The 24,892-nt window shown below is 68.2% G+C and carries 22 protein-coding genes and 1 tRNA gene; 12 read left to right on the plus strand and 11 right to left on the minus strand.

The genetic code is table 11. The features are described from left to right. The first annotated feature begins 18 nt into the window (after positions 1-18). The 7 genes from GGQ62_RS12815 (at position 19) to GGQ62_RS12845 (ending at position 6,101) form a co-directional block, all read left to right on the plus strand. Complete coding sequence (locus GGQ62_RS12815; RefSeq protein ID WP_152578684.1) at positions 19-813, plus strand: response regulator; 795 nt, start codon at positions 19-21, stop codon at positions 811-813. A gap of 37 nt (positions 814-850) precedes the next feature. Further along, on the plus strand, positions 851-1,651 hold the full coding sequence (locus GGQ62_RS12820) for a sigma-70 family RNA polymerase sigma factor (RefSeq protein ID WP_152578685.1): 801 nt from the start codon (positions 851-853) through the stop codon (positions 1,649-1,651). Between the two features lie 66 nt (positions 1,652-1,717). Further along, positions 1,718-2,458: a response regulator transcription factor gene (locus GGQ62_RS12825; protein WP_152578686.1), complete on the plus strand. Its 741-nt coding sequence runs from the start codon at positions 1,718-1,720 to the stop codon at positions 2,456-2,458. Continuing rightward, entirely contained in the window at positions 2,427-4,034 is a 1,608-nt protein-coding gene (locus tag GGQ62_RS12830; RefSeq protein WP_152578687.1) for a sensor histidine kinase, read from the plus strand. Before GGQ62_RS12825 ends, GGQ62_RS12830 begins: the two co-directional genes overlap by 32 nt. Then, a complete protein-coding gene (rapZ, locus tag GGQ62_RS12835; protein ID WP_152578688.1) occupies positions 4,031-5,404 on the plus strand; it encodes an RNase adapter RapZ in 1,374 nt (457 codons plus the stop codon). The genes GGQ62_RS12830 and rapZ overlap by 4 nt, the downstream gene beginning before the upstream one ends. Further along, the gene (locus GGQ62_RS12840; protein ID WP_152578689.1) at positions 5,401-5,802 is read left to right on the plus strand and encodes a PTS sugar transporter subunit IIA; all 402 of its coding nucleotides are present in this window, start codon (positions 5,401-5,403) and stop codon (positions 5,800-5,802) included. Before rapZ ends, GGQ62_RS12840 begins: the two co-directional genes overlap by 4 nt. Continuing rightward, positions 5,799-6,101, plus strand: coding sequence for an HPr family phosphocarrier protein (locus GGQ62_RS12845; protein ID WP_152578690.1), 303 nt, complete (start codon positions 5,799-5,801; stop codon positions 6,099-6,101). The genes GGQ62_RS12840 and GGQ62_RS12845 overlap by 4 nt, the downstream gene beginning before the upstream one ends. Positions 6,102-6,119: 18 nt before the next feature. Here the strand turns inward: GGQ62_RS12845 and GGQ62_RS12850 are convergent, their stop codons facing one another. From GGQ62_RS12850 to GGQ62_RS12865, 4 genes are all read right to left on the minus strand, one after another. Then, on the minus strand, positions 6,120-8,291 hold the full coding sequence (locus GGQ62_RS12850) for a penicillin acylase family protein (protein ID WP_152578691.1): 2,172 nt from the start codon (positions 8,289-8,291) through the stop codon (positions 6,120-6,122). Positions 8,292-8,301: 10 nt separating this feature from the next. Further along, on the minus strand, positions 8,302-9,615 hold the full coding sequence (locus GGQ62_RS12855; RefSeq protein WP_152578692.1) for an MFS transporter: 1,314 nt from the start codon (positions 9,613-9,615) through the stop codon (positions 8,302-8,304). 60 nt (positions 9,616-9,675) lie between these two features. Further along, entirely contained in the window at positions 9,676-10,368 is a 693-nt protein-coding gene (pdeM, locus tag GGQ62_RS12860) for a ligase-associated DNA damage response endonuclease PdeM (protein ID WP_152578693.1), read from the minus strand. A 150-nt stretch (positions 10,369-10,518) separates the two neighbouring features. Continuing rightward, on the minus strand, positions 10,519-10,701 hold the full coding sequence (locus GGQ62_RS12865; protein WP_152578694.1) for a CsbD family protein: 183 nt from the start codon (positions 10,699-10,701) through the stop codon (positions 10,519-10,521). 338 nt (positions 10,702-11,039) lie between these two features. Here GGQ62_RS12865 and GGQ62_RS12870 point away from each other — a divergent pair, with 338 nt between their 5' ends. The 3 genes from GGQ62_RS12870 to GGQ62_RS12880 all read left to right on the plus strand — a co-directional run bounded on the left by GGQ62_RS12870 (position 11,040) and on the right by GGQ62_RS12880 (position 15,784). Then, positions 11,040-11,381, plus strand: coding sequence for a hypothetical protein (locus tag GGQ62_RS12870; RefSeq protein WP_194163398.1), 342 nt, complete (start codon positions 11,040-11,042; stop codon positions 11,379-11,381). A gap of 242 nt (positions 11,382-11,623) precedes the next feature. Continuing rightward, positions 11,624-13,246, plus strand: coding sequence for a phosphoenolpyruvate carboxykinase (locus GGQ62_RS12875; protein ID WP_152578695.1), 1,623 nt, complete (start codon positions 11,624-11,626; stop codon positions 13,244-13,246). Between the two features lie 102 nt (positions 13,247-13,348). After that, positions 13,349-15,784 (plus strand): TonB-dependent receptor, encoded by a 2,436-nt coding sequence (locus GGQ62_RS12880; protein WP_152578696.1) that lies wholly within the window; start codon positions 13,349-13,351, stop codon positions 15,782-15,784. A 52-nt stretch (positions 15,785-15,836) separates the two neighbouring features. Here the strand turns inward: GGQ62_RS12880 and GGQ62_RS12885 are convergent. From GGQ62_RS12885 to GGQ62_RS12900, 4 genes are all read right to left on the minus strand, one after another. Then, a tRNA-Leu gene (locus GGQ62_RS12885) sits at positions 15,837-15,923 on the minus strand. A 113-nt stretch (positions 15,924-16,036) separates the two neighbouring features. After that, positions 16,037-16,876: a right-handed parallel beta-helix repeat-containing protein gene (locus GGQ62_RS12890; RefSeq protein ID WP_152578697.1), complete on the minus strand. Its 840-nt coding sequence runs from the start codon at positions 16,874-16,876 to the stop codon at positions 16,037-16,039. A gap of 3 nt (positions 16,877-16,879) precedes the next feature. Continuing rightward, positions 16,880-18,100: an acyl-CoA dehydrogenase family protein gene (locus GGQ62_RS12895; protein ID WP_152578698.1), complete on the minus strand. Its 1,221-nt coding sequence runs from the start codon at positions 18,098-18,100 to the stop codon at positions 16,880-16,882. Between the two features lie 157 nt (positions 18,101-18,257). After that, positions 18,258-19,400: an acyl-CoA dehydrogenase family protein gene (locus GGQ62_RS12900; protein ID WP_152578699.1), complete on the minus strand. Its 1,143-nt coding sequence runs from the start codon at positions 19,398-19,400 to the stop codon at positions 18,258-18,260. Positions 19,401-19,505: 105 nt separating this feature from the next. Between GGQ62_RS12900 and GGQ62_RS12905 the strand changes: the two genes are divergently transcribed. Together GGQ62_RS12905 and GGQ62_RS12910 are read left to right on the plus strand one after the other, a co-directional pair. Then, on the plus strand, positions 19,506-20,783 hold the full coding sequence (locus GGQ62_RS12905) for a dipeptidase (protein ID WP_152578700.1): 1,278 nt from the start codon (positions 19,506-19,508) through the stop codon (positions 20,781-20,783). Positions 20,784-20,839: 56 nt separating this feature from the next. Continuing rightward, positions 20,840-21,517 carry a type 1 glutamine amidotransferase domain-containing protein gene (locus GGQ62_RS12910; protein WP_152578701.1) on the plus strand — a complete coding sequence of 226 codons (678 nt, stop codon included), beginning with the start codon at positions 20,840-20,842 and terminating at the stop codon, positions 21,515-21,517. Positions 21,518-22,009: 492 nt separating this feature from the next. On the opposite strand, the gene GGQ62_RS12915 is transcribed toward GGQ62_RS12910, so the two are convergent. From GGQ62_RS12915 to GGQ62_RS12925, 3 genes are all read right to left on the minus strand, one after another. After that, positions 22,010-22,225 (minus strand): DUF3072 domain-containing protein, encoded by a 216-nt coding sequence (locus GGQ62_RS12915; RefSeq protein WP_152578702.1) that lies wholly within the window; start codon positions 22,223-22,225, stop codon positions 22,010-22,012. A gap of 78 nt (positions 22,226-22,303) precedes the next feature. After that, entirely contained in the window at positions 22,304-23,488 is a 1,185-nt protein-coding gene (locus GGQ62_RS12920) for an acetyl-CoA C-acyltransferase (RefSeq protein WP_152578703.1), read from the minus strand. Continuing rightward, positions 23,485-24,858 (minus strand): glutamate--cysteine ligase, encoded by a 1,374-nt coding sequence (locus GGQ62_RS12925; protein WP_152578704.1) that lies wholly within the window; start codon positions 24,856-24,858, stop codon positions 23,485-23,487. Before GGQ62_RS12925 ends, GGQ62_RS12920 begins: the two co-directional genes overlap by 4 nt. Positions 24,859-24,892: the final 34 nt, after the last annotated feature.

Consider the following 24,892-nt stretch of genomic DNA (forward strand, 5'->3'; position numbering starts at 1 on the left):
CATCAAAGGGTTCCTGCCATGTCGCTCGCTTCGCAAATCGCGCCCCACCTGCCCTATCTGCGGCGCTACGCCCGCGCGCTGACCGGATCGCAGGCGGCAGGCGACGCCGCCGTCGCCGCCACGCTTGCGGCGATCGTCGCCGACCGGGGCAGCTTCGCCAATGATGTGCCGCCGCGGCTGGCCTTGTACAAGGCCTTCCAGGCGCATTGGCGGGACAGCGGCGCAGAGACGACCAGCACCGACGCCGACAGCGATTTCGAGGTCATGGCCGGCAGCCGGCTGGCGGCGATCACGCCGCTGCCGCGCCAGGCGCTGCTGCTCAGCGCGATGGAAGGCTTCACCAGCGACGATGTCGGCTATCTGATCGACCAGCCGACGCCGGCAGTGCTCAAGCTGGTCGCCGAGGCGCTTGCCGACATCGATCGCCAGACGACGACCCGCGTGCTGATCATCGAGGACGAGCCGATCATCGCGCTTGATATCGAGACCATCGTCCGCGATCTCGGCCATGGCGTCACCGGAATGGCGACCACTGCCGACGAGGCGACGGCGATGTTCCGCGCCGAACGGCCGGGCCTGGTGCTCGCCGACATCCAGCTCGCCGACCACAGCAGCGGTGTCGATGCGGTGCGCGACATGCTCGCCGAAGCCTCGGTGCCGGTCATCTTCATCACCGCCTTTCCGGAACGGCTGTTGACGGGCGAGCGCCCGGAGCCGACATTCCTGATCACCAAGCCGTTCCAGACGGCAACGGTGAAGGCCGCGATTGCCCAGGCGCTGTTCTTCAACTCGACCGCCCAGCCGGGCGCCTGACGCCGACTTCGACGTTCCACCGAAAGGGACCCCTGCGATGAGCCGCCGACCACAGACTGCCCCCGTCGACCGCCTGCCGGGCGCCGCCGCCCAGACGCCGGCGGAGCGCGACATCGGCACCTATCTGCGGCTCGCCTTTGCCGCCGTCGAGGAAGCGACGCTGCCGGCAGTGTTCCTCGAACTTCTCGAAAAGCTGGGGGAGGGGGAGCCGGAACGCTCCGCCCCCGCAGCGCTCGGCGACCGCGAATTCAAGGCGGCGCTGGCGGCCGTCATCCCGCATCTGCGCGCCTTCGGCCGCTCGCTGTCGGGCAACCCCGATACCGCCGACGACCTGGTGCAGGAAACGATGCTGAAGGCCTGGGTGGCGCGCGACCGCTTCGTCGCCGGCACCAACATGCGCGCCTGGACGCATGTCATCCTGCGCAACATCTATTTCTCCCAGGCGCGGCGCGCGCGCTTCAAGGGCGAATGGGACGAATATTCCGCCGACCTGCTGCTCGCCATCCCGGCCGGGCAGGACAGCCATGTGGCACTGGGCGACATGCAGCGCGCGCTGATGCAGCTGCCCGCCGAACAGCGCGAGGCGCTGGTGCTTATGGGCGCCGGCGGCATGACCTGCGAGGAAGTCGCCGAAATCTGCCAATGCGCCACCGGCACGGTGAAGAGCCGCGTCGCCCGCGCCCGCACCGCGCTGCGGGCGCTGCTCGAGGGTGGCCAGCTCACCCAGAGCCGCGCCGACACGCCGACGACCGATGTGTCGGCGCTCGACCAGATCATGGACCAGGCGCGCACCTTTTCGCAGCCGCGCAAGAAGAAGGAACCGCTGCTGCTGCCATGAGCCGCGCTCGGTCCGCCGCTGTGCTTGCCATTGCCAAATCGGCATTGCGGCGCGAGAACAGCGCCAATGTCTGATGCCGCCCCCCCTCCGGTCATCGCGCTTGTCGATGATGACCGCAATATCCTGACCTCGGTGTCGATCGCCCTGCAGGCCGAAGGCTTCACCGTCCGCATGTATTCGGACGGCGATTCGGCACTCAAGGCGCTCATCGACAATCCGCCCGACCTTGCCGTGCTCGACATCAAGATGCCGCGCATGGACGGCATGGAGGTGCTGCGCCGGTTGCGCGAAAAATCGCAGGTGCCGGTGATCTTCCTGACGTCGAAGGATACCGAGATCGACGAGGCGCTCGGCCTGGCGATGGGTGCCGACGATTATATCGGCAAGCCGTTCAGCCAGCGCCTGCTGATCGAACGCATCCGCGCCGTGCTGCGCCGCGCCGCCAACCGGGCGCTGCCGGCCGAGGAGGGCAGCGAGATCGTCGCCACCGAACCGATCATCCGCGGCCGGTTGACGATGGACCCGGCGCGCCACCGCGTCACCTGGGACGCCGGCGAGGGCCGCCGCGGCGATGTCGCGCTGACCGTCACCGAATTCATGATCCTGGAAACGCTGGCCAGCCGGCCCGGCTTCGTCAAGTCGCGCGACCAGCTGATGGATGCCGCCTACCAGGACGATGTCTATGTCGATGATCGCACCATCGACAGCCATATCAAGCGGCTGCGCAAGAAATTCCGCGCCGTCGACCATGAATTCAAGGGCATCGAAACGCTGTATGGGGTCGGCTATCGCTTCAACGAAGCCTGAGCGCGGCGTCGACGCGGCGTCGCAGGCGCGTGCCGCCGGCGAACCGTCGGAGGTTCAGGAATGGCGGCGAAACCTGGGCTTCGGTTCGCTCAGGGCGCGGATCTTTGCGGTCAACATCATCGCCGTCATCGTGCTGGCGATCATGCTGCTCTACATCGATACGGTGCGGTCGCGCCTGCTCGACGAGCGCACCGCGGCGCTCGCCGACCAGGCGACGACCATCGCCGGCTTCGCCGCCGACCTGCCGCCGTCGCTGCGCGTCGCCAGCCTTGAACAGCGCAGCTTCGATCGCGGCACGCGGCTGCGGCTGTACGACAGCAACGGGCAGGTCGCGGCCGACAATTGGCGGCGCCCCGGCGTCACCCGCTTCGTCGTCGACGACCCGGCGCAGCAGAGCTGGCGCCGGCGTTCGGCGCGCTTCATCGATCGCGCGCTGGAAGTCGTCGGCTCGTTCCAGCGGCTGCCGCCCTATCGCGAGGCCGTGCCCGACACGGCGGCGCAATGGTCCGAAATCGCGGCGCTGGACGGCCCCGGTGCCGTCACCCGGCTGCGCCGCGCCGCCGATGGCAGTTTCATGCTCGGCGCCGCCGCGGCCGTTGCCTCGGGCGGGACGGTCCACCTGACCGACAATGCCGGCGACCTGACGCGGATCTTGCGGGCCGAGCGGCTGACGTCGTTCTGGCTGCTGCTGAGCGTCACCGGGCTGACCTTGTGGCTGACCTGGTATCTGGCGCGCACCATCGTGCGGCCGCTGCGCATGCTCGCCATCGCCGCGCACCGCGTCCGGCTGGGGCGCAGCCGCGAGGTCGTGGTGCCGCGGCTGCCCGAGCGGCGCGACGAGATCGGTGCGCTGGCGCGGGCGCTGTCGGACATGTCGATCGCGCTGCGGCTGCGCATCGATGCCACGGAGGCCTTTGCCGCCGATGTCGCCCATGAACTGAAGAACCCGCTGGCGTCGTTGCGCAGCGCCGTCGACACGCTGGAAAGCGTCGAGGCGCCGGCGCTGCGCGCGCGGCTGCTGGCGGTCATTCGCGACGATGTCGGCCGGCTCGACCGGCTGATCAGCGATATCGCCGATGCCAGCCGATTGGATGCCGAACTGTCGCGGACACGCTTCGAACCGGTCGACCTGGGGGCGCTCGCGGCCGGGCTGGTCGCTGCCTATCACACCGCCGGCCTGCCGTCCGACCTGTCGATCGGCTATGCCGAGCCCGGCCAGCCGGCGCTGGTGCGCGGCGCCCCGGCGCGGCTGGCGCAGGTGCTGCGCAACCTCATCGACAACGCCCTGTCGTTTTCGCCGCCGGGCGGCCATGTGCAGGTGACGGTCGCCGCCGACAATGGGCGGGTGCGGCTGTCGGTCGCCGACACCGGGCCCGGCGTGCCGCGCGAAAACCGCGCCGATGTCTTCCAGCGCTTCTATTCGCAGCGGCCCGAGGCGGAGGATTTCGGCCGTCATTCGGGGCTGGGCCTGTCGATTGCCGGCGCCATCATCGAGGCGCATGGCGGCAGCATCGGGGTGGAGGACGCTCCCGGCGGCGGCGCGCTGTTCACCGTCGCCCTGCCGGCGACGGCATGACACCGACCGTCCATGCCACCGCCGTCGCGCTGGACGGCCGCGCCGTGCTGCTGCTGGGGCCGTCGGGAGCGGGCAAGTCCGACCTGGCGCTGCGGCTGATCGACCGCGGCTGGCGGCTGGTGGCCGACGACCGGGTGGTGCTGACGGTGCGCGATGGCGCGCTCTGGGCCTCGGCGCCGGCGCCGATCGCCGGGCTGATCGAAGTCCGCGGTGTCGGCATCGTCGCCGAGCCGGCGCTGCGCGAAGCCCGGGTGGCGCTCGTCATCGATCTTGCCGGAACCCCGGAGCGGCTGCCGGAGGCGGCATCGCGCGACTTCGGCGGCATCGCCATTCCCTGTGCCATGCTGTCGCCCCGGGACGAATCGGCGCCGCTGAAGGTCGAGCGGGCTTTGCAGGCGCGCGTGCCGGCCGTAAAAGCCCCTGTGCCCGCCGCGCCCGCCCTTCCCGCCGAAACCCCGCCGATCCTGATCGTCAGCGGCATGTCGGGGGCCGGCAAGTCCTCGACGCTGAAAGCGCTCGAAGACCTGGATTATGAAGCTGTCGACAATCTGCCGCTCGACATGGTCGACAGCCTGTTCAACTCGGCGGAAGGCGGGGACGGCCCGCCGCGTCCGCTGGCGTTCGGTATCGACACCCGCACCCGCGCGTTCGACGCCGAGGCGCTGGTGGTGCGGCTGCGCACGCTGCGCGCCGAAGGGGTCGATATACGGTTGCTCTACCTCGATTGTTCGGACGACGAACTGACCCGGCGCTTTTCCGAAACCCGTCGCCGCCACCCGCTCGCCGCCGACCGGCCGGCGGCCGATGGCATCGGCCGCGAACGCACGCTGACGGCGCCGCTGCGGCGCTGGGCCGACATGGTCATCGACACCACCGGGCTGTCGGTCGCCGACCTGCGCCGCCGCATCGCCGAACAGCTGGGGCGGTCGGCGGACGGCGGGTTGACCGTCACCATCGAATCCTTCGGCTTTGCCGCCGGCCTGCCGCGCGACGCCGACCTGGTGTTCGACATGCGCTTCCTCGCCAACCCCCATTGGGACGTCGCGCTGCGCCCGTTGACCGGGGAGGACCCGGCCGTGGCCGCCTATGTCGCCGCCGACCCGGCCTTTGCCCCGGCGGTCGACCGCATCGCCGACCTGCTGCTGACCCTGCTTCCGCGCTATGGGGCGGAGGGCAAGGCCTATCTGACCATCGCGGTGGGGTGCACCGGCGGCCGCCACCGCAGTGTCGCCGTAGCGTGCGAACTTCACGACCGGTTGACGGCGGCGGGCCATGCCCCGCTGCTCGTCCACCGTGATGTCGCCAGCAATGGCAATGATGCCGCCATATTGACAGCGGCCCCTTTGACGGGTCAGGGCAGCGCGACATGATCGGGCTGATTCTTGTCACGCACGGCGACCTTGCCAGGGAATTCCTGGCGGCGACCGAACATGTTGTCGGCAAGCAGGACCGTGTCGTCGCCATCTGCATCGGCGCCGACGAGGACATGGAGCTTCGCCGCAAGGACATCGAGGCCGCGATCAAGGCGACCGACGAGGGCCAGGGCGTCATCATGTTGACCGACATGTTCGGCGGCACGCCGTCGAACCTGGCGATTTCGCTGATGGCGCCGAATGTCGAAGTCATCGCCGGCGTCAATCTGCCGATGCTGATCAAGCTGGCGTCGGTGCGCAAGACGATGAAGGTCGCCGCCGCCGTGGAAGCGGCGCAGGAGGCGGGGCGCAAATATATCGCCGTCGCGTCGAAGATGCTGGGCGAAGCCGCTTGACCGCCGGTGGCGAAGCGCCTTCCGGCCCCGTTGCCGGGCCAGTCACCGTTCCGATCACCAACAAGCGCGGCCTCCATGCCCGCGCCAGCGCCAAGTTCGTGACGCTGGCGAGCAGCTTCGATGCCGAAGTGACGGTCAGCCATGATGGCAGCAGCGTCACCGGCACCTCGATCATGGGGCTGATGATGCTCGCCGCCGGCATCGGCGAATCGATCCAGATTTCGGCCGCCGGGCCCGATGCCGAAGCCGCGGTGGCGAAGCTGGCCGGGCTGGTGATGGACAAGTTCGGGGAAGATTGAGCGGGGCCGCCGTCCGGCTTATTCCCCCGGCCGGTAGCTGCGCTCGACATGGCCCTTCAACGCGGCATCAGTGAAATAGACGCGGCGAAAATCATGGCTGCGATAGCGTTCGGCCTGGTCGTTGAAATGGGGGGAGGCGGGGTCGCCGCTCTGGCCGCCCGCCGAAATCGCCCGCGCCGACACCGCAGGGCCGAATTCGACCACCGCGACGAAGCTGTTGCCATAGGTGCCGTACCAGCGCTTCGTGCCCGGCCAGGGCCGCGCGCCGAACGCCGGCAGCGACCCCCATTGCGACGAGGAAAAGCCGATCGGCAGGCTCGGCTTGCTGTCGTCGAACGGTTGTACCAGGTCGCCGGTCAGCCGCTGGAAGCGGTTGATCTGCCCCCAGGGCGTGTCCCATGTGCCGAAATCCCGGGTCAGCCGCTCGGTCGCTTCGGCAAAGGCGTCGAGCCGGTCGGCGTCGCTGGGCCGGGCGACCAGGAACGGCACCAGCGCTTCGTCGTCCTGCCTGGCCGCGGCGCCGAAGCGCGCGACCAGCGATTCGCCCCAGAAGGTCGCCAGCGCCATCGGCACCGACGTTTCGGACGATCGGTAGTCCCAACCCCGCAGCGCCGCGATCGGGGCGGCCAGCGCGGCGCGCTGCGGGTCGGCGGCGGGCAGCCGGTCATAGGCCGCGACCAGCGTGGGCACCAGGCTGGCGAAGCCGGTCAGATAGCTGTCATAGGCGGCGGCGAGCAGGCTATCGACGGTGAAGTCGCGGCGCGCCGACAACACCCGCACGGCGTTGGGCCCGCGCGGATTTTCGCCGGCCTTGTCCATGTACCGCGGAAAGGCGGCGGCGCTGGGGCTGTCGGCGCCGGCAGCGTGCCACGGCCAGTTGTTGGTGTTGGTCACCCAGCCGTTTTTCGGCGTCAGCACCTGCGGCAGTTCCGACAGCGCATGTTCGCCCTGCCACGCCGTCGCCGGGTCGCTGCCGTCGACGGGGCGGCTGTAATCGAAGCGGTCATCGCGGCGCGGCATGAACTGCGGGTGGAGATAGGCGATCTCCCCCTTCGCCGACGCAAAGATCGTGTTGTTCGATGAATTGGCCTTGCGCTCGGCGACCTTCAGGAAACCGGCGAGGTCGGCGGCCTTGGTGCGCAGGAAACTCTGCTCGAGCGCCGCGAGCGGCTTGTTCATCAAGGCGACGCTGATCCACTTGCCATCGGCGGCGCGTACCACCGGGCCATGGACGGTGCGAAAGGTGGTGAAGCGGCGCGACTGCAGCACGCCGGCGGCGTCGCGATACGGCACCGTCACTTCGACCAAGGTCATCGGCCGCCATTCGGTGCCGAAGCGATATTCGGTGCGGCCGGCGACGGTGCGGGTGGTTTCGACATATTCGTCGACGGCGTCGGCGCCCGAGGTGGTGTGCATCCAGCCGGCGGTGGCGTTGAAGCCCTGATAGGTGAAGAACTGCCCCCAGGTCGCGGCGCCATAGACGTTGAGGCCGGCATCGCTTTCGACCTTGGCTTCGGAACGGAAAAAGAAGCTGGTGTGCGGGTTGATCAGCAGCAGGGCGTGGCCGTCCCGGCTGTGCGACGGAGCGATGGCAAAGCCGTTGGAGCCCAAAGGCTCCGGGCGCCGCGCCCCGGTTTCGACGGCGGACGGCGCCACCGGCTTCTGCCCGTAAAAGGCCTCGAGTTGGCCCAGCGACACGCTTTCGATGTCGCCGCCGATGCTGCCTTCCGAAAAACTCAACGCCATCCACGGCTCGAAATGCGTGATGACGCGCGGCTTCACCTGCGGGTGGGTGGCGAGGTAGAAGTTGAGGGCATCGGCCCAGGCGACCATCAGGTCCTTCAGCCACGCCGGGCTGCGGGCATAATCGGCCTTGAGCGCTTCGGGGGTGATGAACAATTTCATCCGCAGATCGCGCCAGATCGCAGCTTCGCCCTCGGCCTCGGCGAGCCGGCCCTGGGCGTTGATGAAGTTGGTCTCGACGCGGTTGAAGTCGTCCTCCGCCTGCGCATAGATCATGCCGAACACCGCATCGGCGTCGGTGCGCCCATGGACATGGGCGATGCCCCAATCGTCGCGCCGGATCGTCACCCGCGCCGCCTGCGCCTGCCAGCGTGCCATGTCGGGGGCGGCGGCGGTTGCGGGGGCGGCGGCCGCGGCGATCATGGCGGCGATGAGGAGGATTTTCATGCCGCCGACGCTATCGGCTCGGCAGGTCGCCGTCGAGATGCGCCGATCGTTTCAGCGCCAGCAGCGCGCCAAGGCTGGCGGCGCAGGCGGCGGCCAGATACCAGCCGACCGGCTGCAGCCCGCCCCATTCGGACAGCGCCTGCGCCGCGATCGGCGCCAGCCCGCCCCCCAAGATGCCGCCGAGGTTGAAGGCCATCGACGCACCGGTATAGCGCACCCGCGCCGGAAACAGCCCGGGCAGCCAGGCGCCGAGCGGGCCATAGACAAAGCCCATGGTGAACAGCGCCAGCGCCAGAAAGGCGGCGACGACGGCGAGGGACCCGCTGCCCAGCATCGGCGCCAGCAGCAGCCCGACGCCGATCCCGGCGACGCAGCCGCCGATCAGCACGCGGCGCGGGTCGAACCGGTCGGACAACCAGCCTGACAGCAGGATGCCGACGGCCAGGAACAGGATCGCCCCCAGCTCCACCGACAGAAAGGTTTCGCGCGCATAGCCGAGCCGGGTGGTGCCGAACCCCAGGGCGAACGCCGTCGACAGGTAGAAGAGCGCGAAACAGGCGATGACGCCCAGGGTGCCGCCCAGCGTCGCCCGCCAATGGTCGCGCAGCAGTTCAGCGATCGGCACGCCGGGCGGAGGGCCTTTTTCGGCCATTGCCGCGAACGCCGGGGTTTCGGTCAGCTTCAGCCGCACCCACAGGCCGACGGCGACCAGCAGCGCGCTGAACAGGAACGGCAGGCGCCAGCCCCAGGCCTGGAAATCGGCGTCAGTCAGCGTCAGCCCGAGCAGCAGGAACAGGCCATTGGCGGCGATGAAGCCGACCGGTGCGCCGAGCTGCGGGAAAATGCCGAACCGGCCGCGCCAGCCCGGCGGCGCATTTTCCACCGCCAGCAGCGCGGCGCCGCCCCATTCGCCGCCAAGGCCGAAGCCCTGGCCGAAGCGCAGCGCACACAGCAGCAGCGGCGCGAACCAGCCGACGCTGGCATAGGTCGGCAGGAAGGCGATGGCGAGCGTCGACCCGCCCATCACCAGCAGGCTGGCGACCAGCGTCGACTTGCGGCCGATGCGGTCGCCGTAATGGCCGAACACCAGCGCCCCGATCGGCCGCGCGACGAACGCCACGGCAAAGCTGGCATAGGCCGCCAGCAACTGCGCCGAGGCATTGTCCGACGGGAAGAACAGCGGCCCGAACACCAGGCTCGCCGCCGTTGCATAGATGTAGAAATCATAGAATTCGACCGCGGTGCCGACGAGGCTGGCGCCGAGGATGCGCCGGGTCGAGGCGGCTTTCGGGGCGGCTTTCGGGGCGGGCGGCGGCGCGGTCATCACCGGCGCATAGCCAGCGGGATGCGCGCGTGACACTGTTATTTCGCAAAGGCCGCCCGCTCAGGCGGCGGCGACGGCCCCGCCCGGCGGCGTCCAGACCGGGAACCGCAGCAGCCGGCCGCCTTCGGCGAGCACGGCGGTCACCGGCCCGCGCATGACGCCGGTGATCGCCGGGTCGGCAATGTCGAGCCCGCCGGCATAGGCGCCATAGGCGGGCAGGATCATCTTGGTCGCCGACATCGCGAAGGCGCGGCGCGTGATGCGGCGGCCGCGGATGCGCACCGCCACCTTGGGGTGGAAATGGCCCGACAATTCGGGAACGCCGTCGGCCGGGTCGGCCTCGTGGCGCAGGGTCAGCCCGCCGATCCGCGCCTCGGCCATCACCCGGCCGCCCAGGCTGGCGCCGGCGCTGTCGTCATGGTTGCCGGTGATCCACAGCCAGTCGAGGCTGGCAGCGAGTGCCTGCAGCGCCGCGCGCGGCCCTGCCGGCAACCGGTCCGGTCCGCCCCTGTCGTGGAAGCTGTCGCCGAGGCAGATGACCCGGGCGGCGCCGGTGGCCTCCAGCGCGTCGATCAACAGGCGCAGCGTCTCGGCACTGTCGTACGGCGGCAACAGCCAGCCCCGGCGGGCAAAGGCGCTCGACTTTTCGAAATGCAGGTCGGCGACGATCAGCGTCGATTGCGCCGGCCAGTACAGGCCGCCACAGGGCAGCGGCTGCAAGGTCTCGCCGCCGAACGAAAGGGCAACATCCATCGGCGCGTCTTGCCCGATCGATGCCCGGCACGGCAAGCACCATCGTGAGGTCGGCCCGTATCAACGTCGCCCCATGCGAAAACGGCCGGCAAGGCTTGCGCCGTGCCGACCGTTTCGGTTTCTACGCTTTCAAGAAAGCGTCAGCCGCGTTCAGACCTTGTCGCCGAACGCGCCCTTGACGTCGCCCGAGATCTTCTGGGCTTCGCCCTTGACCTGCTGGGCATTGCCTTCCTGGCGCAGCTTCTCGTTGTCGGTCGCCTTGCCGAGGCCTTCCTTGGCCTTGCCGGCGATTTCGTTGCCGAGGCCCTTGGCCTTGTCGGTCAGTTCACCCATGGGGATTTCCTTTCGATAACTCTGGCCCGGGCAGCGTGCCCTGGCTGTCTGTCATAACGCCGCCGTTGCGATACGGGTTCCCATCGACCTGCCGCGAAAAAAATCCGCTTGGTCGCTGCAACCTTGTTTGCGGTTGTGCGTAATTACCGTCGAGGCAGCGCGAACAGTCCCCCCGCGAGTGCTGACCTTATCGGACCCGGCCACGGACACCCCCCCCGAACGTGGCCGGGCCCACCCCCCTCATTTCGCCCGCGCAAATTTGGTTCCGGAACCGGGACCAAATCGATGCGTTGAGCATCGGGCACCCGACAGGGGAGCTTCCATCAGGAGATCGACACATGAAGACGTTCGCACCCACCATGCTCATCCTCGCCGCCGGCCTGTCGCTCGCCGCCTGCAACAAGTCGCCTGCCGACGCCCAGGCCGATGCCGTGCGCAGCACCACCGAAGCCGAAGCCGCGAACATCGAGAACAAGGCCGATGTCGTCGAGAACCAGGGCGAAGCCGTTGGTGGCCCGACCGAGAATCAGGCCGAAGCCACTGCCGACGCGATGCGCGACAATGCCGATGCCGTCCGCGACAGCGGCGAGAACAAGGCCGACGCCATCGAAGACGGAAAGATCGGCGCCACCACGACGACCGATACGGGCACCACGACGACGATGCCTGCCCAGAAGTAACGTTTTCAGTATCCTGTTGCGTCATGCGGCGCCGAACCTCGCAAGGGTTCGGCGCCGTTGTTTTGTCTGATCTTTTTCGGCGCCTATCTTTCCTTGCAGTTCACCATAGGGATTTTGACGAATAGCACCGGCTTCGGTATGCGCCGACGGCATCAGGGTCGCCGGTGCGACCGGGCCGCGATCGCGCCCGATCCGGCGGTCAGCCGGTGGCGCAACGCCCCGATGCAAAAAGGAACAGGCCCGTGCCAGCAACCCCCACTTCCTCCGCCCCGGTTTCGTCGCATGGCCTCGATGCCCAGGGCTATGCGACGCCGGCCACGCTCCACTGGAATCTCGGCACGGCGCCGTTGATCGAACTGGCGGTGACGCGGCAGGAGGGCCTGTTGTCGAAGGACGGCGCCCTTGTCGTCGAAACCGGCCGGCACACCGGCCGCAGCGCCAATGACAAGTTCATCGTGCGTGACTCGGCGACCGACGGCGTCATCTGGTGGGACAAGAACAAGTCGATCACGCCCGACCAGTTCGCCGCCATCAAGGCGGATTTCCAGGCGGCGCTGGCGGCGAAGGACACGCTGTTCGTCCAGGACCTGTTCGGCGGGTCGCAGCCCGAACACCGCGTCAAGGTGCGCGTCATCACCGAATATGCCTGGCACAGCCTGTTCATCCGCACGATGCTGGTGCGGCCCGAACTTTCGGCGCTCGCCGACTTCCTGCCCGATTACACGATCATCGACCTGCCGAGCTTCCGCGCCGACCCGGCGCGCCACGGCTGCCGCAGCGAAACCATCGTCGCGGTCGATTTCACCGGCAAGACCGTCCTCATCGGCGGCACCGCCTATGCCGGCGAAATGAAGAAGAGCGTGTTTTCCATCCTCAACTATCTGCTGCCGCTGGAAGGCGTCATGCCGATGCATTGTTCGGCCAATATCGGCCCTGATGGCGACACGGCGGTGTTCTTCGGCCTGTCGGGCACCGGCAAGACGACGCTGAGCGCCGATGCCGCGCGCACGCTGATCGGCGATGACGAACATGGCTGGTCGGACACCGCGGTCTTCAACTTCGAAGGCGGCTGCTATGCCAAGATGATCCGGCTGTCGGCCGAAGCCGAACCGGAAATCTATGCGACGACGAAGCGCTTCGGTACCGTGCTCGAAAATGTCGTCATCGACCCCGTAACGCGCGTGATCGACCTCGACGATGCGCGGCTGGCCGAAAACAGCCGGGCATCCTATCCGATCGACTTCATCCCCAACGCCAGCGACCATAATCTGGGCCCGGTGCCGCGCAACATCGTCATGCTGACCGCCGACGCCTTCGGCATCCTGCCGCCGATCAGCAAGCTGACGCCCGACCAGGCGATGTATCACTTCCTGTCGGGCTATACCGCCCGCGTCGCCGGCACCGAAATCGGCGTGACCGAACCCGAGGCGACGTTTTCGACATGCTTCGGCGCACCGTTCATGCCGCGCCATCCGTCGGTCTATGGCAATCTGCTGAAGGAACGCATCGCCCGGGGCGGCGTCGATGTCTGGCTGGTCAACACCGGCTGGACCGGCGGCGGCGCCGGCACCGGCGGGACGGGCACGCGCATGCCGATCAAGGCGACACGGGCGCTGCTCAACGCGGCGCTCGACGGCTCGCTGAAAACCGGGACGTTCCGCACCGATCCCAATTTCGGTTTCCAGGTGCCGGTCGCAGTGCCCGGCGTCGATTCGAAGATCCTCAACCCGCGCGACACCTGGGCCGACGGCGCTGCCTATGACGCCAAGGCCAAGGCGCTGGTCGGCATGTTCATCGCCAATTTTGCCCAGTTTGCCGATCATGTCGATGCCGGCGTCATGGAAAGCGCGCCCAAGGCGGCCTGACCGTCGGCAGGGGCGCCGCCGCATGTCGTGCTGCATTGCCGCGAAACCGGCGTGCGGCTATCGACCGGGGGACAGCGCCCTTCGGCGCGCAGGAACCCCTCCATGACCTTGTGGCAAACTCTACACACCGGCGCGGCCATCGCCGCGCTGGCGGCCGCCCCGGCGCTGGCGCAGGAGGCGGCCGTCGCCGCGCCGCCGGTGCCGCCCATCCCCGACATCATCGTCACCGCCGAACATCGCGCCGACCCGGCGCAGCAGGTGCCGATCGCGCTGACCGTGCTGACCGGCGACATGCTGTCGGCGCGCAGCCTGGCGACGCCGCTGGCGGTGGCCGGCATGGTCCCCAACATGTTCGCGTCGAGCGCCATCGGTGCTGCCTCGGCGAACGACTATACGCTGCGCGGGCTGGGGCAGGGCGCCACCGACCCCAATTTCAGCCCGGCGGTCGGCACCTTCGTCGACGATATCTACCTCAGCCCGGTTGCCGGCACCAATTTCCAGTTCTTCGACATCGGCCGCATCGCGGTGCTGCGCGGGCCGCAGGGCACGCTCTATGGCCGCAACACCAGCGCCGGCGCCGTGACCGTCGCCATCGACCGTCCGTCGGACGTGCTCGGCGGCTATGGCGAGTTCGCCTATGGCGCGTTCAACCGCCTTGCCGGACGTGCCTCGCTCAACCTGCCGTTGTCCACGGGCGTCGCGTTGAAGCTGTCGGGCTATTTCCAGGACGACCGCGGCTATGTCCACAACACCACCACCGGCGAACGGCTCAACGACAGCGATGCCGCCGGCATCCGCGGCGCGCTGCAGCTGAAGCTGACCGACACGCTGCGCTGGAATTTGGCGGGCACCTATATGCGCAACGATGGCGACAACCTCGCCAACAGCGTCTGCGACCCCAATGCGCCGACCAGGTGCGACGCGCGCTTCGCCGCCACCGGGCGGCTGGTGCGGCCGCCGCTGCTGGCGACAACACCACTGCTGCCGCTCGGCAACCGGCTCGACACCCAGCTCTACACCTCGCATATCGACTGGGCGAGCGACGCCATCGCCATCAGCGCGATCACCGGCTTCGTCACCAGCCGGCAGCGCCTCGCCATCGACCTGACCGATGGCCGTGCCATGCCGAACGCCGCGGTGCCGTTCCCGGTGGTCAACCCGGTGGCAACCGGCGTGACGCCGGTCACCCGCGTCGGCCGGCACAACCAGTTCTCGCAGGAATTGCGGCTGACCGGATCGCTGCTCGACGGCCGCGTCGATTATATCGCCGGGCTGCTGTACCTCGACAGCAGCGACACCAGCGACCTCGGCTATGCGATCGTCGACAATGGCGTCATCGACAAGGCCGGCTACCTCCAGGTCGACATCAACGCCACCGACCGGATCAAGCTGACTGGCGGCGTGCGCTACACCGATGAGGAAACGACCTTCGCGATCACCGATGCCCGCGCCTCGTGCCAGCCGGCGGCGGCGTGTTTCGACACCGCCAATCTGGTCGGTGGCCCGACGACGCGCAAGACGAAGCAGTGGACGCCGCGCTTCGTCGCCAGCTGGCGCGCCACCGACGCGGTCATGGCCTATGCCAGTGCGTCGCGCGGCTTCCGTTCGGGCGGCCGGGACGCACGCGTTCCGCAAGTTGCCGGCATCCTGCCGTTCGCGCCCGAGACCAGCTGGAGCTACGAAGGCGGCATCAAGGCCGATGCCTTTGGCGGCCGGGTACGCGCCAATCTGGCAGCCTTCTGGATGGTGACGCGCAACGCCCAGGCGCCGCTGCTGACCGGCGGCGTGCCGGTGGCGCAGTTCGCCGGCGTGCCCGTGCTGCAGAATATCCCCGGCTATCGCAACCGCGGCGTCGAGCTCGAAGTGACGGCAGTCCCGGTCACCGGGCTCAATCTGCGCGCCAGCATCGGTTACCAGAACGCCCGCTACACGACCGATGGCGCGACAGCGGTCGCGCAGCAGCAGCAGCTGTGTCGCGGCGAACTGGCAGCCGGCAAGGTTCCGCTGGCACCGCCCGCCGGGACGCTGATTTCGGTCCCCGGCCCGGGGCCGGGGGGCCGCGTGCCTGTCATTGCATTTCCCGCAGCCGGCAATTGTGCAGCGGGCATCATCGATGCCAATGGCGATGTGGCGACCCCGGCGCGCACCCCCGATGTCACCCTGGGCCTTGGCGGCGCCTATGACTGGGCGATCCCCGCCGCCGGTATCATCCTGACGCCGTCGGTCGACGCGCGCTACATCGGGGCGTTCGAAGCCGGTACCGCCAATGCGACCCTGTTCACCGGCAGCGTCGCCTCGCCGCTGGGCGGCAGCTATCCGGCCAATCCGTTCGGCGGCGATGTCATCACCGGGTCGCGCAACGCGGCGGTGTGGCAGGTGGCGGCGGCGCTGACGCTGCGCACCGACGACAACAACTGGACGCTGGCGCTGGAGTGCGCCAACTGCCTCGACACGGCGTACACCCAGTCGGTGGCGGGCACGGTGCGCTACCTCAATCCGCCGCGGACCTGGCAGGTGCGGGCGCGCCGGGTGTTCTGATCGGATCGGGGACCTCGGGCAGGCCCCGGGGTGTCCCGGGACCATGATGACTTGGTGCGGCCAAGAAGACTCGAACTTCCACGGCCTTTCGGCCACAACGACCTCAACGTTGCGCGTCTACCAGTTCCGCCATGGCCGCACGACCAAGTGTCCGGGAAGCCTTCCCGTCCGGTAGGAGGGGGCGGGTAGCACAGGCATCCGCAACAGCGCAACAGCGATCAGGCGGTTGCCGGTGTCCGGCCCATATTTAAATCAGCAGCGTCGGGCGGCGGGGTGGTTCGGCATCCCCGGCATGTCGTTGCCACAGGCCTTGCCCTTCGACTCGTCGAAGCGGACGTTGGCGCGGAACTTGGCGCCGGGGGCGGCCTTGATGCGGTTGTTGCGCACCGAACAATCGTCGCAGCCGCCAAGCGAGATCGCCGCCGGATAGGCGACGCGGACGTCATTGTCCTCGATCTTCACCCGCGCATAACCATCGCCGCGCGGGCCGAAGAAGTTGATGCCCTGGGTGTCGCCGTCGACGGTGTTGCCGCGGATGACGACATCGGTCACCCGCTTGTTGGTCGGCGTCGTCCACATCTGGATGGCGTCGGGGTGGTCGCCGTCCTTCCAGGTGCCATCGGCCTTGTTGCCGGTCGCCTTGACGGGGTCGAAATCGGTGAACCGGTTGTTTTCGATCAGCACATGGCTGCTGCCGGCGACGTCGAGCCCGTCCGACTGCAGGCCCTTGAACTGGGCGTTGCGCACGACCAGGTTGCGGCTGTCGGCGACGACGGCACCGCGCAGCGCATTGGTGAAGGTAGCGCCGTCGATGGTCAGCGTGTCGGCGCGGCGGATGTCGGCCCCATAGGCGACGGGCCCATGGCCGACATTGCCGCTGGGGGCGTGGATCGTGCCGCCGCGCCAGATGATGCCCTTGCTGTCCCAGATGCGCAGGCCCTTCACGACCGCGCCGGTGGCGTTGATCGTCACCGGCGGGTCGAAGGTCTTGCCCCGGATCTCCACCATCGGATGCGGCCCGGGCGGCAAAGTGACGGTCCCCCCCGATGTGAGACCGGGGAGGGCAGCCAGTGCCAGGGCGATAATGATCATCCTTTAGTTGTAGCGCCGCAATTCCGTCTTGGCGATGGCCTGGCGATGGACTTCGTCGGGACCGTCGGCCAGTCGCAACGTCCGCTGCCCGGCATAGCCCGACGCCAGCCCGTAATCCTGGCAGACGCCGCCGCCGCCATGCGCCTGGATGGCATGGTCGTGGATCAGGCAGCTCATGTTCGGCGCGACGACCTTGATCATGGCGATCTCGTTGGCGGCGCCCTTGTTGCCGACCGTGTCCATCATATAGGCGGCCTTCAGCGTCAGCAGCCGCGCCTGTTCGATGGCGATGCGCGAATCGGCAATGCGTTCGTGCCACAGGCTGTGTTCGGACAGCGGCTTGCCGAAGGCGATGCGCGACTTCAGCCGCTTGACCATCTTTTCGAGCGCGCGTTCGGCGGCGCCGATGCTGCGCATGCAATGGTGGATGCGGCCCGGCCCGAGGCGCCCCTGCGCAATTTCGAAGCCGCGGCCCTCACCCAGGATCATGTTTTCGGCCGGCACCCGGACATTGTCGAGAATGACCTCGAAATGGCCGTGCGGTGCGTCGTCATAGCCGAACACCTTCAACGCGCGCAGCTTGGTGATGCCCGGGGTGTCGAGCGGCACCAGGATCTGGCTCTGCTGGGCGTGGCGGGCGGCATTGGGGTCGGTCTTGCCCATGACGATGGCGATGGTGCAACGCGGGTCGCCGACGCCCGACGACCACCATTTGCGGCCGTTGATGACATATTCATCGCCCTGGCGGACGATCGAGGTTTCGATGTTGGTGGCGTCGGACGATGCGACGGCCGGCTCGGTCATCAGGAAGGCGGAGCGGATCTCGCCGGCCATCAGCGGCTTCAACCATGTCTGCTTCTGCGCTTCGGAGCCATAGGTGCGCAGCACTTCCATGTTGCCGGTATCGGGCGCCGAGCAGTTGAACACCTCGCTCGACCAGGGCGCACGCCCCATGATTTCGGCAAGCGGCGCATATTCGGAATTGGTCAGGCCCGGGCCCTTCCATTCGCCGACATCGTGATCGGACACGTTGAGGAACAGGTTCCACAGCCCGGCGGCGCGCGCGACCGGCTTCAGCTCCTCGATGACCGGCAGCACCTTCCAGCGCTCGCCTTCGCCGACTTCCTGCTCGTAGCGCGCTTCGTTGGGGTAGATATGTTCGTCCATGAAGGCGCTGACGCGCTCGATGAGACCCTTGGTCTTGTCGCTGTATTCGAACATCATGGTCGTCTTCTCCTGTGGCTTTCGCGGCCTCAGTGTCACGCCCGGCAGGGCGAAGCCAGTCCCTGATTTTACCTAGGTTGCGCGCCGGCCGGGAGAAAACCCCTCTCCCGGGCCGGCTTCGCGCGTCTCCCGACCTCCCCCCGGCGGAGCGAGGGGGTCAGATGGTGCGGGCGATGACTTCGCGCATGATCTCGCTGGTGCCGCCATAGATGCGCTGCACCCGCGCGTCGCGCCACAGCCGCGCGATCGGATATTCGTTCATGTAACCCGCGCCCCCATGGAGCTGCAGCGCCTCGTCGACGACGCGGCCCTGCATCTCGGTGTGCCACAGCTTGGCGGCGCTGGCTTCGGCCGCCGTCAGCTTGCCTTCGAGCAGGCGCTTCAGCCCCCAGTCGATATGCGCCCAGCCGACCTGCAGCTCGGTCTTGAGCGAGGCGAGGGTAAAGCGGGTGTTCTGGAAATCGAACACCGTCTTGCCGAAGGCCTTGCGGTCCTTGGTGAACTTCACCGCTTCGTCGAAGGCGCGCTGGGCGCCGGCCTGGGCGCCGATGGCGATGCTCAACCGTTCCTGCGGCAGCTGGCTCATCAGATAGATGAAGCCCTTGTTCTCCTCGCCGAGGCAGTTGGTGATCGGCACGCGGACGTCGTTGAAGAACAGCTCCGACGTGTCGGCGCTGTGCTGGCCGATCTTGTCGAGGTTGCGGCCGCGCGAAAAGCCTTCGGCCTCCTGCTCGACAAGGATCAGCGACGTGCCCTTGGCGCCCTTGTCGGGATCGGTCTTGGCGACGACGATGATCAGCCCGGCGTTCTGGCCGTTGGTGATGTAGGTCTTGGAACCGTTGATGACATAATGGTTGCCGTCGCGCTTCGCCGTGGTGCGCACGCCCTGCAGGTCGGACCCGGCGCCGGGTTCGGTCATCGCGATGGCGGTGATCAGCTCGCCCGAGATCATCTGCGGCAGATATTTGCGCTTCTGCTCCTCCGACCCATAGGCGACGATATAGTCGGCAACGATATCGGATTGCAGGGTGATGCCCGCCGACGACCCGGCATAGGCAAGTTCTTCATCGACAACGGCATTATAGCCGAAATCGAGCCCCAGCCCGCCATATTCCTCGGGCACCGTCGGGCATAGCAGGCCATTGTCGCCGCAGGCGCGCCAGAACGCCTTGGACACGATGCCCTCGCTCTCGAACGTGTCGATGTGCGGGTACAGCTCCTTGTCGAACAGCTTGCGCACCGTGCCGCGGAACGCTTCATGGTCGGGGGTGTAGACATGGCGTTCGCTGGTATCGAGCATCGGGAATCTCCACAGGCGGGTCGTTTGCGCCGCCGTTATCCCAGACGCGGCGGGCGAAACACAGCTGTCTTGCAAGAGAGGGTGCGGCGGTGCGACAACATCGCCATGCGCATCCTCCCCCTCATCGCCCTGCTCCTCGCCACCGCCGTCCCGGCGCACGCCGCCCCCGCTTCGGCCGGCGACCCCTATCTCGCCCGCGCCCATGCGGTGCTGAAGCGCCAGCCGATCATCGACGGGCACAATGACTGGGCCGAACAGCTGCGCGGCCAGTTCGGCGAAGGCTGGTGGAGCGCCGACCTCAACGCCGACAGCCGCCGCTTCAAACAGCCGCTGCAGACCGATATTCCGCGCCTGCACCAGGGCCAGGTCGGCGGGCAATTCTGGTCGGTCTGGGTGCCGGCAACGGTCACCGGGCCGGCGGCGGTCAAGGCCACGCTCGAACAGATCGACATCGTCCGCGGCATCGTCGCCCGCCACCCGAAGGACTTTGCGCTGGCATCGACCGCCGCCGACATCCGCCGCATCCAGAAGACCGGGCGCATCGCCAGCCTGATAGGGGTGGAGGGCGGCAGCCAGATCGACGACAGCCTGCCGGCGCTGCGCATGTTCTACGACCTCGGCGTCCGCTACATGACGCTGACGCACGTCCGCCACAACGCCTGGGCCGACAGCGCCAACGAGGCGCCCCGCGCCGAGCCGTTGACGGCCTTCGGCAAGGCGGTGGTGCACGAAATGAACCGCATCGGCATGCTTGTCGATCTCAGCCATGTTTCCCCCGCCACGATGAAGGCGGCGCTGGCGGTATCGCAGGCCCCGGTGATCTTCTCGCACTCCTCGGCGCGCGCCATCACCGACCATCCGCGCAACGTCCCCGACGATGTGCTGGCGCTGCTCAAGGCCAATGGCGGCATCGTCATGGTCAATTATGCGCCCGGCTATGTCAGCCGCAAGCGCATGGAATGGGAAGCGGCGCGCGCCGGGGTGCGCGCCAGCTTCAACGCGCCGCCCTATTCGGGCCTGTACATCGGCCAGCCCGACCGCGCCGCCGCTGCCTTCACCGAATGGGAAAAGGCCAACCCGATGCCCGCGGTGACACTGGCCGAAGTCGCCGACCATATCGACCATCTCGCCAAGGTCGCCGGCCATGACCATGTCGGTATCGGCGGCGATCTCGATGGCATCGACACGACGCCGACCGGCCTCGAAGGCGTCGAAACCTATCCGGCGCTGATCGCCGAACTGCTGCGCCGCGGCTGGAGCGACGCCGATGCGGCGAAGCTGGCCGGGGGGAATATCCTGCGGGTGCTGGAGGCAGCGGAAAAGGTTGCGGCGGGGCTGAAGGACGAAGTGCCGAGCCCGCTGCAGGTGACGGCGGTGCCGTGACCGGAACCCGGGCGGCGGCGGGCGGTTGACTCCCGGCGCCCCATTGGAGACCCGAAATGAAAATCCTCGTCGTACTGACCTCGCACGCCGATCTTGGCGACACCGGCAAGAAGACCGGCTTCTGGCTCGAGGAACTCGCCGCGCCCTATTATGTCTTCAAGGACGCGGGCGCCGAAATGGTCCTGGCGTCGCCGCAGGGCGGCCAGCCGCCGCTCGACCCGACCAGCGCCGCACCCGATGCGCAGACCGACAGCACGCGGCGCTTCGATGCCGATGCCGAAGCCGGGGCCGCGCTTGCCGACACCCGGCGCCTCGATACGGTCGACATCGCCGATTTCGACGCAGTCTTCTATCCCGGCGGCCATGGTCCGTTGTGGGACCTTGCCAATGACGCCGCCTCGGTCGCGCTGATCGAAGCCGCGATCGCCGCCGGCAAGCCGGTCGCCGCCGTCTGCCATGCCCCCGGCGTGCTGCGCGACGTCAAGGGCACCGATGGTGCGCCGCTGGTCCGCGGCAAGCGCGTCACCGGCTTTGCCAACAGCGAGGAAGCGGCGGTCGGGTTGACCGATGTCGTGCCCTTCCTGGTCGAAGACATGCTCAAGGAACAGGGCGGCGACTATTCGAAGACCGCTGATTGGGACGTCCATGTCGTCGAAGACGGGCTGCTGATCACCGGGCAGAATCCGGCGTCCTCGGCAAAGGCGGCAGAGGCACTGCTCGGCAAGCTGGGCTGACCCGGACAACAAAATGGCGGCCGGTGTCGCCACCGGCCGCCACTGTGTCGTGCCTGCTTGGCGGGGCACACCGGCGCGGCCTTTCAGCTTTCGCTGCCTGGCCTCTGCCTTCGGCCTCGCGGCCCGTTCGCCTGTCGGCGACGTGTCCCGACTTGGTGCCACGGCACTTCGCAGGTCGGTCCGCCCGGTCGGGCCTTCCTTGCTGCCGGACCGGCCGCTTCCCCGTCGCTGCGCCCTCCATTTGCATGGCCGCGCTTGCGGGCTGGTTCCCCGGCCGTCCCTTGCCTTCGACCGGCGTTGCAATTCCTGCCCTGCGGCTCGAACTGGCGCTGTCTCCGGCTGTAAACCGTTCATTTCCTTCGGCGTTTCCGCCGCCGTCAATTCCCGGCTACAAGGCAAGTGTCTCACCCGGCCGCGAGTCGTCAAAGCGAAATAATTGCCGGCCGGCCTGTGGATAACGGGGATATCGGGGATAAGTCGCCGCCAAAGCCTTTAATGGTCGACCCCGCGGCCTGTCTTCGCCTGCAGTTCCTCGATGCGCAGGCTGGCCTCGGCCTTGGTCAGCGTTTCGTCGAAATCTTCGCCGGCTTCGTGCGCAAGCGTCTTGAGATAGCTCGCCTGCGGGCCGGTCATCGCCTCGTCGCCGGTGGTCCAGTCGGCCGGGTCCTTTTCGGCGCCGGCGGGCAGGTCGCGGTTGGTGTCGGACATCGGTTGTCTCCTTTTGTTCCTATGTCTGAACGCGGCGTTCCGGCCGGCGTTCCCCGGCGACATGGCCGCAGCCTGTCGTCAGTCCCGCGCCACCGCGATCGCCGTTGCCTCGCCGCCGCCGATGCACAGCGCCGCGACGCCGCGCTTGCCGCCGGTCCGCTCCAGCGCCGCCACCAGCGTCGCGATGATCCGCGCCCCCGATGCACCGATCGGATGCCCCAGCGCGGTGGCGCCGCCATGGATGTTGAGCTTGTCGCGGGCGATCCCCAGGTCGTGCATGGCGATCATCGCCACGGCGGCAAAGGCTTCGTTGACTTCGAACAGGTCGACATCCGCCACCGTCCAGCCGGCCTTTTTCAGCACCTTCTCGATTGCCGGAACGGGTGCGGTGGTGAACTTGCCGGGTTCATGGGCGTGGCCGGCATGGGCGACGATGCGCGCGCGGACCGGCAGGCCGTCGCGCGCCGCGACGCTCGCGCGGGTCAGCACCAGCGCCGCGGCGCCGTCCGAAATCGACGAGGCATTGGCAGCGGTGATGGTGCCATCCTTGGCGAATGCCGGCTTCAGCCCGGGGATCTTGTCGGGCCGCGCCTTGCCGGGTTGCTCGTCGACGCTGACGACGGTGTCGCCACCGCGCCCCGGCACCGTCACCGGCGTCACTTCATCGTCGAAGGCGCCCGAAGCGATCGCCGCGCTCGCCCGCGCCAGGCTTTCGAGGGCGTAATCGTCCTGCGCCGCGCGGGTGAACTGGTAATCGCGCGCCGATTCCTCGGCAAAGGCGCCCATCAGCTTGCCGGGGTCATAGGCGTCCTCCAGCCCGTCGAGATACATCGAATCCTTGATCGCATCATGGCCGATGCGCGCGCCGCCGCGGTGCTTGGTCAGCAGATAGGGCGCGTTCGACATGCTCTCCATGCCGCCCGCCACGATCACTTCGGCAGTGCCGGCAAGCAGCGCGTCGTGCGCCATGATCGTCGCCTGCATCCCCGATCCGCACATCTTGTTGACCGTGGTCGCTTCCACCGACAGCGGCAGCCCGGCCCCCAGCGCCGCCTGGCGGGCCGGCGCCTGGCCCAGCCCCGCCGGCAGCACGCAGCCCATGAAGATCGCCTCCACCTTCGCCGCATCGACGCCCGATCGCTCGACCGCGGCCCGGACCGCCGCCGATCCCAGCGCCGTCGCCGACACGCCGGCCAGCGCGCCCTGGAAGCCGCCCATCGGCGTGCGGGCAAAACCGGAAATCACCACCGCGTCGGCCATCAGTAACTCTCCGTGTCATAGGCTTTCGAAACATCACCGCCCCAGGCGCCATGGTACAGCGCCAGCATCCGGTCGGCATTGGTCAGGCCGCTGTCGGCGATTTCGCGCAGCGGGTTGAGGAACCCCTGTTCGGTGTCACCCATGCGGTTCAGCCGCGCCCGCCGCGCCAGCCCGGCATCGGCGATGGCGAGCACCTGCTTCGCCAGGTCCTGCAGCGTGCCCCCGTTCGGGCTGGCGGCCTGCAACGCCAGCCGCGGCACTTCGGCGCGCAGCCGGTCATGGTCGGCCGGCGTCCAGCCCTTGACCAGCTGCCACGCCGCATCGAGCGCGACATCGTCGTAGAGCAGCCCCACCCAGAACGCCGGCAGCGCGCAGATCCGGTCCCAGCGCCCGCCATCGGCGCCGCGCATCTCCAGATAGCCCTTCATGCGGACTTCGGGGAACGCCGTCGACAGATGGTCCTTCCAGTCGCCGACCCGCGGTGTTTCGCCGGGCAGCACGGCCAGTTTGCCGGCCAGGAAATCGCGGAAACTGTGCCCGGCCGCATCGATATATTTGCCGTCGCGGTAGACGAAGTACATCGGCACATCGAGCGCATAGTCGGTGTAGCGTTCGAAGCCGAAACCGTCCTCGAACACGAACGGCAGGGTGCCGGTGCGCGCCGGGTCGGTATCGGTCCAGATATGGCTGCGGAAGGACTTGAAGCCGTTGGGCTTGCCTTCGGTGAACGGCGAATTGGCGAACAGCGCCGTCGCCAGCGGCTGCAGCGCCATCGACACGCGGAACTTCAGCACCATGTCGGCTTCGCTGGCATAGTCGAGGTTGGTCTGGATCGTGCAGGTGCGCAGCATCATGTCGAGCCCCAGCGTGCCGACCTTGGGCATGTGGCTGCGCATGATGACATAGCGCCCCTTGGGCATCACCGGCAGTTCGCTCCGGGTCTTGTCGGGCCAGAAGCCCAGCCCGAGGAACCCCAGCCCCAGCCGGTCGCCGACTTCGCGGCACTGCGCCAGGTGGCGGTTCGATTCGGCGCAGGTTTCATGGATGGTGTCGAGCGCGGCGCCCGACAGCTCGAACTGCCCCGCCGGCTCCAGGCTGATGGCGCCGTCGCTGCCCTTCATGGCGATGACGTTGCCGCCTTCCAGCACCGGCTCCCAGCCGAAGGCGGCCATGCCGTCCAGCAGGTCGCGGATGCCGCCGGGTTCGTCGTACGAGGGCGCGCCATGGCCGCTCAGGCGATAGACGAACTTTTCATGCTCGGTGCCGATCCGCCAGTCGGCCTTGGGCTTGTTGCCTTTTTCGAACACCCCGACGAGCTGGTCGCGGGATTCGATGGGGGCGTCGTCGCCCGTCGTCAGGACCTGGTTGCTCATGCTTCGCCCTCTAGCGGCGGGCGCTGTCCGGCGC

This window comes from Polymorphobacter fuscus (genome assembly GCF_011927825.1).
GTDB lineage: Bacteria > Pseudomonadota > Alphaproteobacteria > Sphingomonadales > Sphingomonadaceae > Sandarakinorhabdus > Sandarakinorhabdus fusca.

What these genes read in the sequence shown, in the direction of transcription:
- GGQ62_RS12815 (WP_152578684.1), top strand. Translation starts at nt 19, where the DNA reads ATGTCGCTCGCTTCGCAAATCGCGCCCCACCTGCCCTATCTGCGGCGC.
- GGQ62_RS12820 (WP_152578685.1), top strand. Translation starts at nt 851, where the DNA reads ATGAGCCGCCGACCACAGACTGCCCCCGTCGACCGCCTGCCGGGCGCC.
- GGQ62_RS12825 (WP_152578686.1), top strand. Translation starts at nt 1,718, where the DNA reads ATGTCTGATGCCGCCCCCCCTCCGGTCATCGCGCTTGTCGATGATGAC.
- GGQ62_RS12830 (WP_152578687.1), top strand. Translation starts at nt 2,427, where the DNA reads ATGGGGTCGGCTATCGCTTCAACGAAGCCTGAGCGCGGCGTCGACGCG.
- rapZ (WP_152578688.1), top strand. Translation starts at nt 4,031, where the DNA reads ATGACACCGACCGTCCATGCCACCGCCGTCGCGCTGGACGGCCGCGCC.
- GGQ62_RS12840 (WP_152578689.1), top strand. Translation starts at nt 5,401, where the DNA reads ATGATCGGGCTGATTCTTGTCACGCACGGCGACCTTGCCAGGGAATTC.
- GGQ62_RS12850 (WP_152578691.1), bottom strand. Translation starts at nt 8,291, where the DNA reads ATGAAAATCCTCCTCATCGCCGCCATGATCGCCGCGGCCGCCGCCCCC.
- GGQ62_RS12855 (WP_152578692.1), bottom strand. Translation starts at nt 9,615, where the DNA reads ATGACCGCGCCGCCGCCCGCCCCGAAAGCCGCCCCGAAAGCCGCCTCG.
- pdeM (WP_152578693.1), bottom strand. Translation starts at nt 10,368, where the DNA reads ATGGATGTTGCCCTTTCGTTCGGCGGCGAGACCTTGCAGCCGCTGCCC.
- GGQ62_RS12865 (WP_152578694.1), bottom strand. Translation starts at nt 10,701, where the DNA reads ATGGGTGAACTGACCGACAAGGCCAAGGGCCTCGGCAACGAAATCGCC.
- GGQ62_RS12870 (WP_194163398.1), top strand. Translation starts at nt 11,040, where the DNA reads ATGAAGACGTTCGCACCCACCATGCTCATCCTCGCCGCCGGCCTGTCG.
- GGQ62_RS12880 (WP_152578696.1), top strand. Translation starts at nt 13,349, where the DNA reads ATGACCTTGTGGCAAACTCTACACACCGGCGCGGCCATCGCCGCGCTG.
- GGQ62_RS12890 (WP_152578697.1), bottom strand. Translation starts at nt 16,876, where the DNA reads ATGATCATTATCGCCCTGGCACTGGCTGCCCTCCCCGGTCTCACATCG.
- GGQ62_RS12895 (WP_152578698.1), bottom strand. Translation starts at nt 18,100, where the DNA reads ATGATGTTCGAATACAGCGACAAGACCAAGGGTCTCATCGAGCGCGTC.
- GGQ62_RS12900 (WP_152578699.1), bottom strand. Translation starts at nt 19,400, where the DNA reads ATGCTCGATACCAGCGAACGCCATGTCTACACCCCCGACCATGAAGCG.
- GGQ62_RS12905 (WP_152578700.1), top strand. Translation starts at nt 19,506, where the DNA reads ATGCGCATCCTCCCCCTCATCGCCCTGCTCCTCGCCACCGCCGTCCCG.
- GGQ62_RS12910 (WP_152578701.1), top strand. Translation starts at nt 20,840, where the DNA reads ATGAAAATCCTCGTCGTACTGACCTCGCACGCCGATCTTGGCGACACC.
- GGQ62_RS12915 (WP_152578702.1), bottom strand. Translation starts at nt 22,225, where the DNA reads ATGTCCGACACCAACCGCGACCTGCCCGCCGGCGCCGAAAAGGACCCG.
- GGQ62_RS12925 (WP_152578704.1), bottom strand. Translation starts at nt 24,858, where the DNA reads ATGAGCAACCAGGTCCTGACGACGGGCGACGACGCCCCCATCGAATCC.